This is a genomic window from Nocardia sp. NPDC047648 (genome assembly GCF_040642815.1).
In the GTDB taxonomy this organism is placed as follows: Bacteria; Actinomycetota; Actinomycetes; order Mycobacteriales; family Mycobacteriaceae; genus Nocardia; species Nocardia gamkensis.
The window spans coordinates 68,012-85,445 of the sequence record NZ_JBEYSX010000001.1; the positions used below are offsets into that span (position 1 = coordinate 68,012).

At 68.5% G+C, this 17,434-nt stretch carries 17 protein-coding genes; 9 read left to right on the top strand and 8 right to left on the bottom strand.

Annotation, left to right across the window (positions count from 1 at the left end):
- Positions 1-168 precede the first annotated feature (168 nt).
- The 5 genes from ABZ803_RS00295 (at position 169) to ABZ803_RS00315 (ending at position 4,580) form a co-directional block, all read left to right on the top strand.
- On the top strand, positions 169-1,395 hold the full coding sequence (locus ABZ803_RS00295; protein ID WP_357030686.1) for a helix-turn-helix domain-containing protein: 1,227 nt from the start codon (positions 169-171) through the stop codon (positions 1,393-1,395).
- Between the two features lie 149 nt (positions 1,396-1,544).
- Positions 1,545-2,465: a TIGR04222 domain-containing membrane protein gene (locus ABZ803_RS00300; RefSeq protein WP_357030689.1), complete on the top strand. Its 921-nt coding sequence runs from the start codon at positions 1,545-1,547 to the stop codon at positions 2,463-2,465.
- Entirely contained in the window at positions 2,458-3,330 is an 873-nt protein-coding gene (locus ABZ803_RS00305; RefSeq protein ID WP_357030692.1) for a DUF692 domain-containing protein, read from the top strand. The genes ABZ803_RS00300 and ABZ803_RS00305 overlap by 8 nt, the downstream gene beginning before the upstream one ends.
- Positions 3,327-3,674, top strand: coding sequence for a hypothetical protein (locus ABZ803_RS00310; protein ID WP_357030695.1), 348 nt, complete (start codon positions 3,327-3,329; stop codon positions 3,672-3,674). The genes ABZ803_RS00305 and ABZ803_RS00310 overlap by 4 nt, the downstream gene beginning before the upstream one ends.
- Before the next feature lie 405 nt (positions 3,675-4,079).
- Positions 4,080-4,580 (top strand): metallophosphoesterase, encoded by a 501-nt coding sequence (locus ABZ803_RS00315; RefSeq protein WP_357030699.1) that lies wholly within the window; start codon positions 4,080-4,082, stop codon positions 4,578-4,580.
- Positions 4,581-4,639: 59 nt separating this feature from the next.
- Here the strand turns inward: ABZ803_RS00315 and ABZ803_RS00320 are convergent, their stop codons facing one another.
- From ABZ803_RS00320 to ABZ803_RS00340, 5 genes are all read right to left on the bottom strand, one after another.
- Entirely contained in the window at positions 4,640-4,822 is a 183-nt protein-coding gene (locus tag ABZ803_RS00320; RefSeq protein WP_357030702.1) for a hypothetical protein, read from the bottom strand.
- A gap of 56 nt (positions 4,823-4,878) precedes the next feature.
- Complete coding sequence (locus tag ABZ803_RS00325) at positions 4,879-5,970, bottom strand: mechanosensitive ion channel domain-containing protein (RefSeq protein ID WP_357030705.1); 1,092 nt, start codon at positions 5,968-5,970, stop codon at positions 4,879-4,881.
- Positions 5,971-6,178: 208 nt separating this feature from the next.
- Positions 6,179-6,325: a hypothetical protein gene (locus ABZ803_RS00330; protein ID WP_357030708.1), complete on the bottom strand. Its 147-nt coding sequence runs from the start codon at positions 6,323-6,325 to the stop codon at positions 6,179-6,181.
- Between the two features lie 136 nt (positions 6,326-6,461).
- Positions 6,462-7,919, bottom strand: a complete 1,458-nt coding sequence (locus ABZ803_RS00335; protein ID WP_357030711.1) for a lipase maturation factor family protein — start codon at positions 7,917-7,919, stop codon at positions 6,462-6,464.
- A gap of 76 nt (positions 7,920-7,995) precedes the next feature.
- Positions 7,996-9,546 carry an acyl-CoA carboxylase subunit beta gene (locus tag ABZ803_RS00340; RefSeq protein ID WP_357030714.1) on the bottom strand — a complete coding sequence of 517 codons (1,551 nt, stop codon included), beginning with the start codon at positions 9,544-9,546 and terminating at the stop codon, positions 7,996-7,998.
- 215 nt (positions 9,547-9,761) lie between these two features.
- Between ABZ803_RS00340 and ABZ803_RS00345 the strand changes: the two genes are divergently transcribed.
- Entirely contained in the window at positions 9,762-10,097 is a 336-nt protein-coding gene (locus tag ABZ803_RS00345) for an MmcQ/YjbR family DNA-binding protein (RefSeq protein ID WP_357030717.1), read from the top strand.
- A 19-nt stretch (positions 10,098-10,116) separates the two neighbouring features.
- Here ABZ803_RS00345 and ABZ803_RS00350 read toward each other — a convergent pair whose 3' ends face one another.
- Positions 10,117-11,610, bottom strand: a complete 1,494-nt coding sequence (locus ABZ803_RS00350) for a hypothetical protein (protein ID WP_357030720.1) — start codon at positions 11,608-11,610, stop codon at positions 10,117-10,119.
- Positions 11,611-12,597: 987 nt separating this feature from the next.
- Between ABZ803_RS00350 and ABZ803_RS00355 the strand changes: the two genes are divergently transcribed.
- Positions 12,598-13,356, top strand: a complete 759-nt coding sequence (locus ABZ803_RS00355; RefSeq protein WP_357030723.1) for a serine/threonine protein phosphatase — start codon at positions 12,598-12,600, stop codon at positions 13,354-13,356.
- Between the two features lie 102 nt (positions 13,357-13,458).
- Positions 13,459-13,941 carry an adenosine-specific kinase gene (locus tag ABZ803_RS00360; protein ID WP_062969202.1) on the top strand — a complete coding sequence of 161 codons (483 nt, stop codon included), beginning with the start codon at positions 13,459-13,461 and terminating at the stop codon, positions 13,939-13,941.
- Positions 13,942-14,051: 110 nt separating this feature from the next.
- On the opposite strand, the gene ABZ803_RS00365 is transcribed toward ABZ803_RS00360, so the two are convergent.
- Both ABZ803_RS00365 and ABZ803_RS00370 read right to left on the bottom strand, forming a co-directional pair.
- Positions 14,052-14,927, bottom strand: a complete 876-nt coding sequence (locus tag ABZ803_RS00365) for an LLM class F420-dependent oxidoreductase (protein WP_357030726.1) — start codon at positions 14,925-14,927, stop codon at positions 14,052-14,054.
- A 92-nt stretch (positions 14,928-15,019) separates the two neighbouring features.
- Positions 15,020-15,382: a metalloregulator ArsR/SmtB family transcription factor gene (locus ABZ803_RS00370; RefSeq protein WP_357030729.1), complete on the bottom strand. Its 363-nt coding sequence runs from the start codon at positions 15,380-15,382 to the stop codon at positions 15,020-15,022.
- 93 nt (positions 15,383-15,475) lie between these two features.
- Between ABZ803_RS00370 and ABZ803_RS00375 the strand changes: the two genes are divergently transcribed.
- Positions 15,476-17,434: a heavy metal translocating P-type ATPase gene (locus tag ABZ803_RS00375; protein WP_357030731.1), complete on the top strand. Its 1,959-nt coding sequence runs from the start codon at positions 15,476-15,478 to the stop codon at positions 17,432-17,434.

A 17,434-nucleotide genomic window follows, 5' to 3' on the forward strand; every position in this document is an offset into this window, starting at 1 on the left:
TTTCCTCAGATGATCGGGTGTGACGGGAATTACATTTCCAAGGTAGGTGCGGTGCCGGAACCCGGCTACGGGCCCGCATCCCAGTGTTTTCGTCCCGCTTTGTACCGACGGCACAAAAGGATGCGGAATGCGTCGGAGCCGCCGCGCGGGTTCGGGTACGGTCCCGGCATGAGCGTTGACGTGGACAGAACCATCCGCGATGTCGCCGGACGCGTCAAAGCCGAGATCGACCGCCTGACCGCCGAGATGACCGCGATGTTCACCGAGGTGATCCCGGAGTTCCGCCACGACGACGAAGTGCGGCGCCTGATGATCGCAAGCACCGCGTCCAACCTGACCGCGATCCTCGACATGCTCACGCTGAGCATCTCCCGCGACGACATCACCGTGCCGCCCGCCGCCGCCGAGTACGCCCGGCGCTTCGCCCAGCACGGGATGTCCCTGGAGGCCCTGCTGCGGGCGTACCGCCTCGGCGAACACATGTTCATGCAGCGGACCATCGCCGCACTCCGGCGCTCCGAGGCCTCGGCCGATCTGGCCCTGGAGACCACCAGCCGGATCGGCATGCTGGTCAACAGCTATATCGACCACGTCATCGAAGGCGTCATCGACATCTACGAGAGCGAACGCCGGCGCTGGGACGCGCGCACCGACAACACACGCGCGGCGCAGATCCGCGCCGTGCTCGACACCGAGGACCTGGACTTGGCCTCCGCCGAGCAGATGCTCGCCACGTCGTTGCGGGGATGGCATATGGCCGCCATCGTCTGGGTGCGCGAACCCGTCGGGTCATCGATCGACCTGCTGCGCGCGGGAGCCGAGATGCTCACCGCCGCCACCGGGAAGCACCCGCTGACGGTCCTGGTCGACGAGCAGAACTGCTGGGCCTGGATATCCTCCGTCGGCAAACCGTCGCTCGACGCCGAACGGCTGGAGCGAGACCTGCGCCGGAGGCCCGGTCTTCGCGTCGCGATCGGCGACTCCGGCGCCGGACTGGCCGGCTTCCGGCAGACTTTCCGCGATGCCCAGCGTGCGCGCAACCTCGCGTCGATCGCCGATCCCGCTCGCCCGCTGACCTTGCATTCCCGAGTGGCGCTGGCGAGTCTGCTGATCGACCGGCTGCCCGATACTCGCGCGTGGGTGCACCGGGTGCTCGGTGACCTCATGGGCGACGACGAGACCACCGCGCGTCTTCGGGAGACGGTGCAGACCTATCTGGAAGCCCGCGGCAGCCTCACCGACGCCGCCGCGCGCATGCACGTCCACAAGAACACCGTGCACTACCGGATACGCAGGGCCGAAGAAGTACTCGGCCACCCCTTGACGGTGAACCGGCTGGAGACCGAAGTCGCCCTGATGATCTCCGAGCAACTCGGCCTCGGCCAGAGGAGGTGAGCCGGGTCCGCCCCGCTTCCCTGGCGAATCATCCAGGTGAGCGCCGGGGCAATACTCGGCGACATATGCGTGCCACGGCGATTCGCCATGGCGCGCGGACACCCGCGGCCCGATACTGAGTGCAGGTTGGACCGATTCCGAGGTGGAAGATGAATGTAATCGGGGTGGACTCGGACGGGCTTGTCGCGGCCGGTGATACCTGGGGGATCTCCGGGCCGCAGTTCCTTGTCATCTACTTGCCGGTGGTGCTGGTCGCGGTGATCGCCGGGATCTGGCTGCGGTCTCGGGTCACGGGCGCGGATCCGGACGCCGACGCGGTCACCGTGCCGGGCGCGGAGTTGACCTCACCCGAGGTGGGGCTGCTGTTCGGCGACCAGAACGCCGCACTGGCGGCGATGGCGCGGCTGCGCGCTCTCGACGCGATCGATTCGGGGGCCGCGACGGTTCGCGCTCTCACGGCGCAGGAGCGGGCGCAGCTGGACGCGTTCACCGTGTCGGTGTACGACCGGCTGGCGACGGGTGAGCGCAAGAACGTGCGGGCGATAGTGGGCGGATCACCCGCCGCCCTCGACGCGCTGCGCGCCAGGATGGTGGACCTCGGGTACTTCCCCGGGCCCGCCGTGCGTCACGGGCTGCGCGACGCTGGGATGCCGATCCTGGTCACCGGCGCGCTCGGCGTGGTGCGGATCATCGCGGGCGCTGCGCACGGAAACCCGGTCGGTGTGCTGGTGGTACTGGTGATCGCGCAGGCATTCGGTTACTGGCTGGTGGTTCGCAAGCCCCGGCTGACCGCGCTCGGTGTCCGTGCCAGGGACGCCGCGGCCGAGCGCAACCGGCATCTGGGGCCGAGCTATTCACCGTCCTACGCGACCTATGGCGCCGAGAGCGCGGCGCTCGCGGCCGCCGTTTTCGGTATCGGCGCGCTCATCGCGCTGGATCCCGGCCTTGCCCAGGCAGTCGTGCCGCCGAGCGCGTCGGGCGGCGGCGACGGGGGCGGCGACAGCGGCGGCGGAGACGGGGGCGGCTGCGGAAGTGGGTGTGGCGGGGGCTGCGGCGGTTGCGGTGGATGAGCCCGGACCGCTGCCGCCGGGGGCGCTCGGTATCGGCTGGCGGCCGGAGATCTGCGGGGTCATAGCCACCCTGACGGGGCTAGGGTTCTGCGAGGTCATCGCCGAATCGTTGCCCCGCGACCGCCACCGCGCCGGACAGCCGGCCGTGCCCGAGGAGCTGGCCGCTCTGCGCGCGCGAGGCGTCGCCGTGGTGCCGCACGGCATTTCGCTGTCGCTCGGTGGCGCCGAACCCGTGGCAGGCCATCGCATCGAGCATTTGGCCGCGTGCGCGGCAGCCGTCGCGGCTCCGCTGGTGAGCGAGCACGTCGCGTTCGTCCGGGCGGGCGGACTGGAGGCAGGCCATCTCCTGCCGGTACCGCGTACCAGGGAAGCGCTCGACGCACTCACCGGCAATATCGCCCGCACCCGGGCGGCGCTGGAGGTCCCCCTCGCCCTGGAGAACATCGCCACACTGTTCGACTGGCCCGACGACGAGTACTCCGAAGCGGAATTCCTGGCCGAACTCGTCGACCGTACCGGCGTGTTGCTGCTGCTGGATCTCGCCAATGTCTACGCGAACGCCCGCAACCGGGGTCGCGACCCCCTCAGCGAGCTCCTGCGCCTGCCCGCCGAACACGTGGCCTACTGCCACGTCGCGGGCGGTCACGAATCCGGCGGCCGCTACCACGACACGCATACCGATCCGCTGCCCGCCGAAGTTCTCGCGCTGGTCGCGGAATTCACCGCCCGGCATCCGGCGCCGATGATGTTGGAGCGCGACGGCAACTATCCGCCCGCCGCCGAGTTGCTCGACGAACTGGACGCCATCGCCGCAGCCGCCGCCCGGTCACCGATCACAGCCGGCGCCAGAGCGGAACCGGCGTGACTTCCCTGCCGGAGCACCCGACTCTCGCCGAGCGGCAAGCGGCGCTGGTGCGGGCGCTAGTGGCGGGGACGGCGGTACCCGCGGGATTCGATGTGGACGCCGTCGGCGCGGCGGCGGACGCCTTGCTCTACAAGCGCGCCGGTGAGGTGGCGCGTCGTTTCCCGCTGCTGGCGCACGCGTGTGCGGGCGACTTCACCGCACGCTTCACGGCGTGGGCTCGCACGCACCCGAAGACGACAACGTCCGCCGATGCGGCGGCCTTCGCGGCTGCCGCGGGCATCGACTGGAACCCCGGGCCCCGCCGCCGGGAGAAGACACGCTGGTGGCACCGGCCCCACGGCTGAGCGCTCGGCACCTACGGCTGGCGCGCTTCGACACCCACCGCGGAGTCGGCCGCGTCGCGACGCTCCTCGAGCCACACGCTGACCGCCACCGTCGCATACGCAGCCACGGTCGCCATCCCCGGCAGCATCAGCATCAACATGAGAAATGAAAGCATCGAAGACACAAGCCCTCCCGGACAACGCGATGGAAACTGTCGCACCGGTGCGCCGCGCTGCGTCACCGTCACGCCCGGACATACCCACGCTCGGAGGTCCAATCTCGTCGAGACCGCCGAGCGGATGTGATAGATCTCACCCGAGAAATACACCACGCGGTCTCCGAGTCGACCGGGATAATCCGGCGCCGCCGAAACCGCTCGTCCGCGAGTCGGCCGGTCCACATCCCGGCGTGGTACACCGGTCACCATGCGGTTGCTGATCATGTCCGATACGCACGTGCCCAAGCGCGCGCGTGATCTGCCGGAGCCGCTCTGGCGCGAGGTCGAGGCGGCCGATGTGGTCGTGCACGCGGGCGACTGGGTGGAGGTGGCGCTGCTGGACCGGCTCGAAGCGCGCAGCACACGCCTCATCGGCGTCTACGGCAACAACGACGGGCCGGACTTGCGCGCACGGCTGCCCGAGATCGCGCATGCCGAAGTCGGGGGCCTCAGGCTCGCCGTGGTGCACGAGACCGGACCCGCGAAAGGCCGGGAGGAACGCTGCGCCCGGAATTTCCCGGACACCGACGTGCTCGTCTTCGGGCACAGCCACATCCCCTGGGACAGCGTGACCGACACCGGATTGCGCTTGCTCAATCCCGGTTCGCCGACCGATCGCCGCCGCCAACCGGAGCACACCTACCTCACGGCGCGGATACAGTCCGGCCGACTGAGCCGCGTGACCCTACATACCCTGCCGAAACACTGACCCCGCGGCACGCGGCCCGAGCCCATCGCTCCCGCCTTGCCGGTGCGGCCCGGAGACCGCTAGCGCTTGGCAGCGGTCAGCACTTCCAGGGTCACCGGCTCTGCGAAACATCCGTCCGAGTCGATCGCGAGCAGCGTCTCGGTGATCGCTTGTTCGAAGGCGGACCGCCGGTCACCGAGAAGCCGCCGCAACGGCAACAAGGTCGAGTAGAGGTCGCCGATCGCCTGCTCGATCGTCCCCACTTGCGAACTCGCACCTCGTCCGGCGGTCGACGAAGACTCGACGGTAGCCGTCCGTCTCAGTCACCGTAACCGTCGCCGCGGTCGCCGGCCGGCACCAGATGGCGGTCGTCGGTGGAGGAGTCGGTGATGGCGGTGGAGATCTTCGGTAGCGCGTGGGGATGGTTGCGGCCGAGCCAGTCGAGCATTTCCTCGCGGACCGCGCAGCGCAGGTTCCACACGTCGTCGGCATTGGCCGCCGACATCGTCGCGCGCACCACGATATTCGTCGGCGTGCTGTCGGTGACCTGCAAACCCCAGTCGCGACCGTCCCAGTCCGGTCGCGTGCGCAGATATTCCTGCAGATGCTCACGCAGGAGCGGCACCGGTGTGCTGTGGTCGAGATACAAATAGACGGTGCCGGTGATCTGCGGGCCGCCCCGCGACCAGTTCTCGTACGGCTTGTTGTTGAAGTAGGAGACCGGCATGGTCAGCCTCCGGTCGTCCCAGATCCGCACGGTGAGGAACGCGAGGGTGATCTCCTCGACGATGCCCCACTCCCCCTCCACGACGACAGTGTCGCCGATCTTGACCGAGTCGCCGAAGGCGATCTGCAGACCCGCGATCAGGTTGCTCAAGGTCGACTGCGCCGCGACACCCGCGATGATGCCGATCACCCCCGCCGAGGCCAGCAGTGAGGTGCCCAGGGTCCGCAGACTCGGCACCAGCAGCAGGATCGCCACGGCGGCGGTCGTGACCACCAGGACCGAGGTGACGATCCGGCGCACCAGGCCGAGCTGGGTGCGCAACTGCCGTACCCGCGTGATGTCCTGGGTACGCCGGGCATAGGAACGCAGCATGTTCTCCGCGACCGCGTCGGCGGCACGGATGACCACCCAGGCCGCCGCCATGATCGCCGCGGAGGCCAGGATGGTCCGGATCATCGTGTCCTGGCGCAGATCGAGGTGCGCCAGCGGATAGGTGGCGTGCAACGCCAGCGCGCCGAGCAACACCTGCACGGGCAGTTGCACCCGGCGCAACAGTGTGGGGAGTTGGGTGTCCGGACGCTTCCCGGCGATGTAACGCAATAATCGGTCGATCAGCAGTCCGGCCGTCACAGTGATCGCCACCGTGCCGAACACGACGACGAGCGGCCGTAGTACTTCCTCCAACAGAGCGAACTCCTTCTCCTCGTTCCACTCGGCACCGTTGCTCGCAGGGTCTTCGCGGCAGGGGCAACGGGATGCGAGGAACGTCGAGCACCTGGTGCTGCTCAGCTCCTGTACACGTGAGTGGAATGCTCTCGTTCCGGCTCTGGCGCAACGGCGTTCGAACCGTTGTCGTTTCCCGCCAGGCCTTCGTCGGCCAAGGGTGGTGTTCTTACAGCAGCGCCAGCACGATACTCAGCACCGTCAAGACCAGAACCCATGCCGCGACGGTCCATTCGATGGGGCCCTCGGAGCCGGGATAACCGCCGTCGCCGCGTCGGGCGGCGCGATACTGCGAGCGCGAGGCCGAAATGGACATGACATCCTCCTTCGGTCGGTTGCGTCATTCAGGCGCATACCCGCTTTCGCCGCCGATCGTCGCCGACGCACTGTGGCGAATACCACCCGATCCTGCGGCCGCCAGCGAAGCCGTTGCCGGCCATAGGTTCTCGAGTTCAGCGACGGCCGGGGTGGCTGTGGTAGTGCAGATCGTCCAAGGCAAGAGGCGGAACGTAGCGGCTGACCAGGGTACGGTGCCACCACGCTCGGGTGCGAGCCAATTCGCGCGGTGTGGTGAAGCGATACAGATACAGCTGCGCCCGCACGAAACGCGGCGCGGCATCCGGGAATGGATTGTGCCGCAGCAGGCGCAGCGTGGCCGGGTCGTTCTCCAGCAGCCGCGCCAGGAAGGCGGCCAGCCACGACTGCGCGTACCGCGGCGAGGTCGCGGCGAACCACATGAGCCAATCCAGGCGCAGGTGGTAAGGGGCCCATTGGCGTGGCAGCCGCCGCGGATCGCCGGGTTTGCCCTTGAACTCGTATTCCCGCCACTGCGTCCGATCGGTGACGGTCGACTCCTCGGTGCCTTCGACGACCACCTCGTAGCGGGTGCGACCGATGCTGCCGAACGCTCCGTAGGTGTTGACCAAGTGATAGGGGTCGAACGATCGGTTCATGGCCTGGCGACTGGAGATCAGGTTGCGCGCCGGGCGGTAGCTCAGGAAGACCACCAGTGCGGTGAACGCGATGACGAGGCCCGCGAACCACGGCGGCGGCCCGGGCAATGGCGGCGGGGCGGGCACCGGTAGCACCGCCGCCACCGCGGACCCGCTGAGAGCGCCGCACGCCAGGACGATCGTCAGCCAGTTCAGCCAGGCGAAATTGCCCGACACCACCAACCACAACTGGGTGATCACGATGACGGCCGCGGCGATGCTCGCCACCGGCTGCGGTGCGAACAGGCCGAAGGGCACCACGAGTTGCGCCACGTGATTGCCCACCACCTCGGCCCGGTGCAGCGGCTTGGGCAGGTGGTGGAAGAACCAGCTCAGCGGTCCGGGCATCGGCTGGGTCTCGTGGTGGTAATACAGGCAGGTCAGATCGCGCCAGCACCGGTCACCGCGCAGTTTGATCAGTCCGGCGCCGAACTCCACCCGGAACAGCAGCCAGCGGGCGAGCAGGAGCACCAGCACCGGCGGCGCGGTGCGGTCGTTGCCGAGGAAGATCACCAGGAATCCGCATTCCAGCAGCAGTGACTCCCAGCCGAACGCATACCATTCCTGCCCCACGTTGACGATCGACAGGTAGAGCACCCACAACGTCGCCCACAGCAGCATCGCCGCCCACAGCGGCACCAGGTCGGCAGCACCGGCGACCAGCGCCGCGGACAGCGCCGCACCGAACCAGGAGACGGCGGCGAAGAAACGATCGGAATAGTGGACGTGGAAGATGCTCGGCGCCCGCCGGAAGGACCGCCGGGCCAGCAAGCGCGGCACCGGAAGCATGCCGTGCTCACCGATCAGCGCCCGGAACTGCCGTGCGGCGACCAGGAAGGCGATCAGATAGACGGCCGCGACGCCGCGCGTCAGCACCTGCCTGCTCAACCAGTATTCGGATGCGGTGAACCAGTCCATGCCCGCAACTCCTCCGACCGCGGACCTTCACCCCCACACCGCCGCATACCCAGCCCGGCCGCGGGAAAACCCGGCACTACATCGGGTACAGGCTGTGCTTGCGCGGGTTGTGCTCGGCGGCTGCTTCCTTGTCCCGCAGCAGCTGGAGCGCGTGCCGTATCTCCAGCCGGGTACGGGATGGTTCGATCACCGCATCGATGTAGCCGCGTTCGGCCGCGATCCACGGCGTGGCGACCGTGGCGTTGTACTGGTCGATCATGAAATCCCGCACCGCCGCGCGCTGGTCTTCCGGCACCTGGAGCAGCTGACGCCGCCCCGCGATGTCGACCGCGCTCTCCGCGCCGATCACCGCGATGCGGGCGGTCGGCCAGGCCAGGCTGATGTCGGCGCCGAGCTGCTTGCAAGCCATGAAGCCGTAGGCGCCGCCGTAGGACTTGCGCACCACGACGTTGATGATGGGCACGGTCGCCTCGATGATCGCGCGGAACACGCGTCCGCCGCGGACGATGACACCGTTGCGTTCCTCCTCGACGCCGGGAAGCACGCCGGGAGTGTCCACGACGAACACCAAGGGAATGCCGAAGGCGTTGCACAGCCGGATGAAATGCGTTGCCTTGTCGGAGCATTTCGCGTCGACCGCTCCCCCGAGTACCAACGGCTGATTGGCGACGACCCCGACGCTGCGTCCGTCCACACGCGTGAAACCGGTGATCAGATTGGCCGCGGTGGCGGAGCGGATCTCGTGGAAATCACCGTCGTCGAAGATGCGCAGCAAGATCTCGTGCATGTCGTATCCCTCGCGATCGGAGTCCGGGATGATCGACTCGAGCTCGAGGTCGGTCGCGGTGATCTCCGGCTCGAGACCGGGGTTCACCAGCGGCGCCTGCTCCAGGCAGCTCGACGGCAGGTAGCTCAGGTATTTGCGGGCCCAGTCGAATGCCTCCTGTTCGGTCGCGGTCACGTGGTGGATCGTGCCGTTGCGGGCCTGCACATGAGCGCCGCCCAGTTCCTCCGCGGTCACGTCTTCGCCGGTCACCGTCTTGATGACCTCGGGACCGGTGACGAACATGTAGGAGTTCTCGGTCGCGACGAGAACGTCGGTGTTCACCGGGCCGTATACCGAACCCGCGGCGCACTTGCCGAGCATGATGGAGACCTGCGGGACGAATCCGGACAACCGCTCTTGGCGTCGGCTCATGTGGGCGAACCAGGCCAGCGAGGTGACCGCGTCCTGGATCCGGGCGCCGCCGGAATCGTTGATCGCCACCACCGGGCAGGCCTTCTCGTACGCGAACTTCAGGATGTGCGCGACCTTCCTGCCGAACATCTCGCCGACCGAGCCGCCGTAGACCGTCTGGTCGTGCGCGATGACCACGACCGGTCTGCCGTCGATGCGGCCGTGGCCGGTGACCACTCCGTCGCCGTACTTCGCGTCCGGGGCTCCCGGTGTGCGCGCGAGCGCACCGATCTCGACGAACGTTCCGGGATCCAGCAATGATCGCACGCGCTCACGGGCACTCGGGATGCCCTTGCTCTGCCGTTTGGCGATACCGGACGCACCCGCCGGTTCCTCGGCGGTCGCGAGGGTGTCCCGCAATCGCTCCAACTTCTCGCGCGTGCCGACCATCCGGATACTGCCCTCTCGACCTCACCGACAACTGCGCCGAACGATAGGGGGCTGGACGACGAGCGCTGAGGTCAGAAGGCGATTACTGGGCACTTCACAACGTGCCGGCCGTCGCGTTGGCACCACGCCCTATTGATCCGACCGGCCCCGCACCGGCGATCTCGTCGGGAGACCACGCACGGGGAGTTCCATTCCGGCCTGGAAGGATTCGGTGCATGAGTTTCACCGGGGACGATGTCCGGTCCTTCGCACTGTCGCTACCAGAGACATCCGAACAGTTCACCTGGGGGATGCCGACCTTCCGGGTCGCGGGCAAGCTGTTTCTCACCCTTCCGGAGGCGGAGACCTCGATGGCGGTCCGCTGCCCCATCGCCGACCGTGACGAACTCGTCGTCGCCGAACCGGGCAAGTTCTGGATCGCCCCGCACGAAGCGAACAACGCCTGGGTCCGCGTGCGTCTGACCGCCCTCGACGACCTGGCCGAGCTGGAAGCCATCGTGCTCGACTCGTGGCGGCAGGCCGCACCCCGGCATCTCCTCGACGCCGGGTGACCTGCTCGCGCCACCCGCCTCAGCGTGCGCGGCGGCGGCGTGGCCGGGGCGCGAGTTTCAGGCCGAACAGCAGATCGGTATTGCGGACCGGCGCCGGTTGCTCGGACATCCGGAGCAGTCCGGCACGGCGGATCCAGCTGTGGTGCCAGTGGTACAGGTCCGGCAGGCTCACCTCGCATGCCGCGGCGAGCCTGCGAAGGCGGAAACCCGCGCCGCCGATGGCCCCGGTGAACAGTTTGCTGTTCGGGGTGGGTCGCGATTCCTGCGAGACGCGGGCGTCGTAGAGCAAGGTGCGCGCAGACGGGGGTATCACCCACACGTACAGGTCGGGTGCATGGGTGTAGCCGATCGGGCCGTTGAAGATCAGCGCGTCGGCGGTCAGCGCGACACAGGGAATGGCGTTGAGCTCCATCGCGGTGGCACCGGTGAAGAGCGCGGTGACGAGCGCCGCCGCGTCCACCGGATCGGCGGTCCTGGCCCGGACACGGGCGATGACGTCGTGGTCGATCGGGACCGTGGTCAGCCCGGGCCCGACCGAGTAGGCCAGATCCGGCGGCAGATCCAGCCGCAAACCGTGCAGCAGGAACGCGGCTTGGGCGCCGCGCAGGCGCGTGATGGTGTGCCCGCGACTGGGGCTGTCGGCCACCAGGCTGCCGAGGAACCGGTACAGGCTGAGGATGTCGTTCCACTCGTCCACCACACCGGCGCCGGGACCCGGCTGGAAGCGATTCGGCGAGCTGAGTCGAGGTTGCAGCACCGAGAGCATGTATTCGGCCAGACCGGCCCCGCGGGGACCCAGCCAGCTCCCCACGCCGTTCTGGTTCAGGTCGTGACGGCACTGCCTGCCGGTGTGTTCGGCGAGCCACCGACAGGTCGTCTGGATCCCATCGGTGTAGACGGCGTCGATGCGCGCGAACTCCTGCGGCGGCAGGCTTCGGTAGGCATCGGCAAGGAACGTGGTGACATCGCCGTCGGAGATCTGCGGCAGCAGTCCGCCTCCGGCCGCTTCCGACAGCGTGATGATGCGCGACGGCCGGTGGCCGGCCTGCCCATACCCCACCTGCCGGGTCGGCGGCTCGAAGCCATCGATGCGCGTGGTGGGCGGGTCGGGGACACCGATCCGCGTCGTCGCCGCTTCAGGGGCATCGGTCTGCGTGGTCGCTGCCTCGGGGGGATCGGCCTGCGTAGGCGCTGCCTCGGCGGCATCGGCCTGCGTAGGCGCTGCCTCGGCGGCATCGGCCTGCGTAGGCGCTGCCTCGGGAGGATCGATCCGCGTAGCCGGCGCGCCGGGAACATCGACGCGCGGAGACGCGGTCCCGGGGACATCGATGCGCCTGGTGGGCGCGCTGGCGGCACGGCGGTCCGCCAGCCACCGCCGCAGGTCCTCCTCCGGCACACCAAGCCGCTGCGAGGTCGATCGCATCCGTTCGGCAGAAAGTTCGTTGTGTTCGTCGAGCTGGGCCAATCTTTCCAGCTCGGACGGACGCAGCGTGGGCACGCTTGCGTCGACCACAGCCACAACCTCCTGGATTTCTGGACCCACGGCGCAACACGGCGGGTTCGAGACGTCAGTTGCAGAGCATTCGATCACGTACCCGCCGGTAGGGCGGGGAATTCAACGGAGTTTCGTCTGTTGTCTACGTCACCGACAAGTCCACGATCTACCGAAATCTCGCGCATCGAAAGCGTTTTGCCTAGTCAAGATGTCTGTCGCCGCCAGCGACGGAAAGACGTGGCCGATGCCGACACCGGAAATTTCGGCGCCCGCGTCTACGGTGCTGGACACCGCCAATTCGGCACACCGAACATTGCGGCCGAGTCGGCCTTACCGCGCGGAGCGCGCGCCGACCCGGGCGCACGCCAGGACCGCCGAGCCGGCACCCGACCATCGCGCCGCCCACATCGCCTCGCAGAGCGGGAGCGGTCCTCTGCCCGGGACCACCCGCCGACACAATCCGTGCACACGCGACCGCGACAGGCGAGGCGAGCGCTGCCGCAGCGCCGGGCAGCGGCGACCATGTCCTGTCCCGGAAGCCGCGCTGAGCCGTTGCGAGCCGACGGCTCCGAGTTTGCGGCCGTCGCGGAATCGGGCGCACTGTCCACCCTCGGCCTGCCTGCCCGGACGAGAGGAATCGGCCTCGGTGAGTTACACGCTGCGTGCGTCCACCGCCCTGACGAGAAGATGAATAAGCCGAGCAGCCGGCAGTAAGCCGATCGATTGCCGGAATCCGGAAGCAATGTTGCGAAATGGGAAGTTCAGCGCGGAAACAATGATCGATATTGCGCCGCTGCATCCACTCGCGATCGGTATCGATCGAATACGAGACGCAAAGCACATTCGATGCTTGCCGGAGCGCACGCGGGACGGCGGCCGTGACCGGATCGAGAGCGAATTCTCAGTGTCCCCACAACGAACTCTCGACAAGCCCAAATACCGGTGCGGTCTCCTTGAAGGGTGCTGGTCGGCAGCACTCGAGCCCAGCCCGGAGGAGACCAGTTCATGTACACCGGCACTACTGCAAGCCTGCCGCGGATCGAGATGCCGTGGCTGGGTGCGGCGATGGGCGCCTCGGCCAGTCGGCGCGCGTCACGGTCGATCAACGCCGACGCGGTCGCGATCGAGACCGATGCGATGAGCGGAGCGACAGCGTTCGTGGTGGCCGACGGTGTGGGAGACCATCTCCTCGGCGCGCGGGCGGCACGCACGGTCGCCGCGGCGGCGGCACATGCGGGCGCCCGGGACGGGGCGCGGGCGGGAATCCTCGCGGCGCAAGAAGAATTGCTGCGCGAAGTCCCGGAACCCTCCGCCGACAGCGTGCTCGTGGTGGCGGTATTGCCGACCGCCGGTCGACCCGACGGGCCCTGCGAGGTGGCATGGGTCGGCGACTGCCGGGCGTATCGCTGGAACGGGCGGGTGCTGCACCAGATCACCACCGACCACACCGTGGCCGAGTCCTACCGAGCCCGCGGGCTGGCGGTCACCCCGCGGATGAGCCATCTGGTCACCACCTCGGCCCGCACCGTCCGACCGGACGAGATCGGGTATGCCGCCACCGGGTCGAGCACGGGCAGACTGCTGCTGAGCACCGATGGAGTGCACAAGCCACTGGGCATCGCCGCCGTCAAGGCCATTCTCGCGGACGGCGAGGCGGCCCACGCGATCGCGAACTCCCTGGTCGACGCCGCCCTCCTGGCCGGAGGAAGGGACAACGCCACCGCGCTGGTGGTGGACCTCCCTGCCCGCACCACCGACGGCTAGGTCCTGCGACCGGCTCGGGAGTCACCGCGGGCTACCCGCGACGCGCGCGAAAGAAATGTCGAAATGCGATGAATCGACATCGGCGGGGCGCAGTATGTCGCTGTGGAGTTGACAGCGGTACGCATCGACAAGCCGGACGAACTCAACGTCATCATCGGACAGTCCCACTTCATCAAAACCGTGGAAGACCTGCACGAAGCGCTGGTCGGGGTAAGTCAGCACCTGCGCTTCGGGCTGGCGTTCTGCGAGGCCTCCGGCCCGCGCCTGGTCCGCCACTCCGGTAACGACGACTCGCTCGTCGAACTCGCCACCAAGAACGCGGTCGACCTCGGGGCCGGGCACTCGTTCATCGTCTTTCTGCGCGAGGGTTATCCCGTCAACGTGCTCAATGCCGTGCGGCAGGTCCCCGAGGTCTGCGGAATCTTCTGCGCCACAGCCAATCCCGTCGAGGTTCTGATCGCCGAGACGGAACTCGGCAGAGGAATCGTCGGCGTGATCGATGGCTCGGCGCCGCTCGGCGTGGAGAATGCCGACGACCAGGCAGCCCGTAGGCAGCTGTTGCGCCAGATCGGCTACAAGCTGTAGCCCGCGGCGGCGACCTTCCAGGCCGCCGCCCGCGACATGTCCATCCCCGGGTCCGCAATCCCCTACCGCGACACCTCATCCGCGGCGCCTTCGCGTTCCGCCGCCGCGCCTCAGCCGAGTTCCGCCAGTTGCGCCACGGCGGGCGCCATGCCATCGATCCAAGCCGCCGGTGAGCCGGTGGTCGGAGTGACGATGGCGGTGTCGATGCCGAGTTTCGCGTAGTCGGCCATCTGCCGGACGAAATCGTCGCGGTTCTCCGGGCTCGGCCGCGGATTGTTGGCGATGATCGTCTTGCGGATCTCGTCATAGTCGCGACCGACGTCGTCGCAATGCCGGCGCAGCACATCGAGCTTGTGGCTGACGTCCTCGGGCGAGGAGCCGAACAGGTTGCAGGCGTCGCCGTATCGCGCCACCAAGCGCAGCGTCTTGCGCTCTCCCCCGCCGCCGATGAGCACCTTCGGCCGGTTGATCGGCTGCGGCGAGCACAGCGTCTCGGCCAGCTGGTAGTACTTCCCGTCGAACGCCCCGTTGTCCCGGGGGTCCCACATCTGGCGGCAGATGCGCAACGTCTCTTCCAGCCGTTCGAAGCGTTCGGCGGTCGAGGGAAACGCCACGCCGAGCCCACGGTGTTCGCGCTCGAACCAGGCGGCGCCGATGCCGAGGACCGCCCGGCCACCCGACAGGACGTCGAGCGTGGTGACGATCTTGGCGAGCAGCCCGGGGTGGCGATAGGTCACGCCGGTGACGAGGAGGCCGAGGTCGACGCGCGACGTGTGCGCGGCCAGATAGCCGAGAGTGGTATAGCCCTCCAGCATGTTCGCCTCCGCGGGCAGGCCGGTCGGCTCGATCTGGAAGTAGTGGTCCATGAACGACAACCAGGTCGCCCCGGACGCCTCCGCTGCCGCGCCGACCCGCGCCAGCTCACCGGCGATAGCGGTCGTGCCACCGTCGATATCGAAGACGGGTACGTGAAAACCGAGCTCCATGAAGCGGTCCCTTCTGCTGGTCAACCGTGTACGAGCGCACACTAAGTGCTGGAGTGCGCTCCAGGTCAAGGGAGCGGATCAGGGCAGAGCGGTCAGCCGGCGGTTTGGGGGCGGTCGGACAATCCGAGGCGCAGATGTTCGCTGTGGTAGATCGCCTCGTCCAGCAGCTGGGCGACGTGGTTGTCGTAGAGGCTGTAGACGATGCTGCGACCGGTGCGCGCACCCGTGACCAGCCCCAGATTGCGCAGCAGGCGAAGCTGGTGGGAAACGGCGGACTGTTCCATGCCGATCGCGTCGGCCAGCGCGCTCACCGACAGTGGCCCTTGGCGCAGCTGCGTGAGGATCATCAGGCGGCTCGGGGTGGCCAGCGCCTGCAATGTGGTCGCCACATGGTTGGCCGATTCCGGATCCAGGCGCGCGGCAGGGCGATCCCTGCCTTCGACACCGTGTCCCATGAGTGAACAGCATACTCTAGGAACAAATGAAGACATGTTCATGTTTTCTGATATGGTCGGGCGGTCCGTTCGTTGCTGTCCTGGAGGTGACCCGTGGCCGCGCCGACCCTCGCGCCGACCCGTCCGACTTCGCCGACCGGTCGTGTGCCTACACACCGGACCCGGCTGTTCGCCCTGCCGGAAGTGCGGTGGGCCGCAGTGGCTGTCGCGTTCTTCCTCGCCGGTCTGGCGACGCAGCTGACCGATGGACCGCGAGGGGTGTGGTGGGGTTTGTACCTGGCCTGTTACGCCGCGGGCGGATGGGAACCGGGATGGGCCGGGTTGCGGGCATTACGCGACAAGACGCTCGACGTCGATGTGCTCATGGTCGCCGCGGCGATCGGCGCGGCGGCCATCGGCCAGATCACCGACGGCGCCTTGCTGATCGTCATCTTCGCCACCTCGGGCGCCCTGGAAGCGCTGGCCACCGCCCGGACCGAGGACTCGGTGCGCGGACTACTCGACCTCACACCGCAGACCGCGACCCGGCTCGCCGATGGCGGAGAGGAGCAGACGGTGCACGTCGCCGACCTGCGCGTCGGTGATGTTCTCGTGGTGCGCCCCGGTGAGCGGATCGCCGCCGACGCGACGGTGCTCTCCGGCGGTAGCGAGGTCGATCAGGCCACCATCACCGGCGAACCGCTGCCGGTGGGCAAAGCCGCGGGCGACGAGGTGTTCGCGGGCACTCTCAACGGCACCGGAGTGCTGCGGATCCGGGTGGATCGCCGCGCCGAGGACTCCGTGGTCGCGCGGATCGCGGCCCTGGTCGAGCAAGCGGCCCGAACCAAGGCGCGCGCACAGCTTTTCATCGAGAAGGTGGAGCAGCGCTACTCGATCGGCATGGTTCTGGTCACCCTCGCCGTGTTCGTCGTTCCGCTGCTGTTCGGCGATACCCTGCGGCGGGCGCTGCTGCGGGCGATGACGTTCATGATCGTCGCCTCCCCCTGCGCGGTGGTGCTGGCCACCATGCCGCCCCTGCTGGCGGCGATCGCCAACGCCGGGCGCCACGGCGTCCTGGTCAAATCCGCGGTGGTCATGGAAAGGCTCGGCGCCACCACGCAGGTCGCCTTCGACAAGACCGGCACGCTGACCCGCGGCATTCCCGAACTAGCCGAAATCCGCTGCCTGGACGAACGATTCACCGGCGACGAGTTGCTCCGACTGGCCGCCGCGGCCGAGCACCCGAGCGAGCACCCCTTGGCGGCGGCGATCGTGCGCGCGGCCCGCACCCGGGGTCTGCGACTGCCCGAGGTCACCGAGTTCACCGCGAATCCCGGTCGCGGCGTCACCGCCCGCGTCGGCGACCAGCTCATCGGCGTCGGCTCCCCCACCGCGTCGGAACTCGCCCCCGGCCTGCGAACGACCGTCGAAGCGCTCCAGGCGAGCGGCTGCACCGCCGTGGTCGTGACCCGCGAGCACCAGCCGATCGGGGTATTCGCCCTGACCGACCGGCCGCGGCCGGAAGCGGCGGCGGCGGTGCGGGCGACCACCGAGATCACCGGCACCGCACCGGTATTGCTGACCGGCGACAACGCCGCCACCGCCGACCGGCTCGCCGCCCGCGTCGGCATCACCGACGTACGAGCCGAACTCCTGCCCCACGACAAGGTGACCGCGGTGCGCGCGCTGCGGGCCGACGGGCGAAAGGTGACGGTGGTCGGCGACGGCATCAACGATGCCCCGGCCCTCGCCGCGGCCGAGGTCGGCATCGCCATGGGCGGCACCGGATCCGATCTGACCTTGCAGACCGCGGACGCTGTCGTCGTGCGCGACGATCTGACGACGATCCCGGCGGTGATCGCGTTGTCCCGGCAGGCGCGGCGGGTGGTGGTCGCCAACCTGGCTATCGCCGCCACCTTCATCGGCGTGCTGGTCGTCTGGGACCTCGCCGCAACCCTGCCGCTCCCGCTGGGCGTCGCCGGGCACGAGGGCTCCACCGTCATCGTCGGGCTCAACGGATTACGCCTGCTCCGCCGGACGGCGTGGGAACGAGCTGCCGGGACACCGGATTGA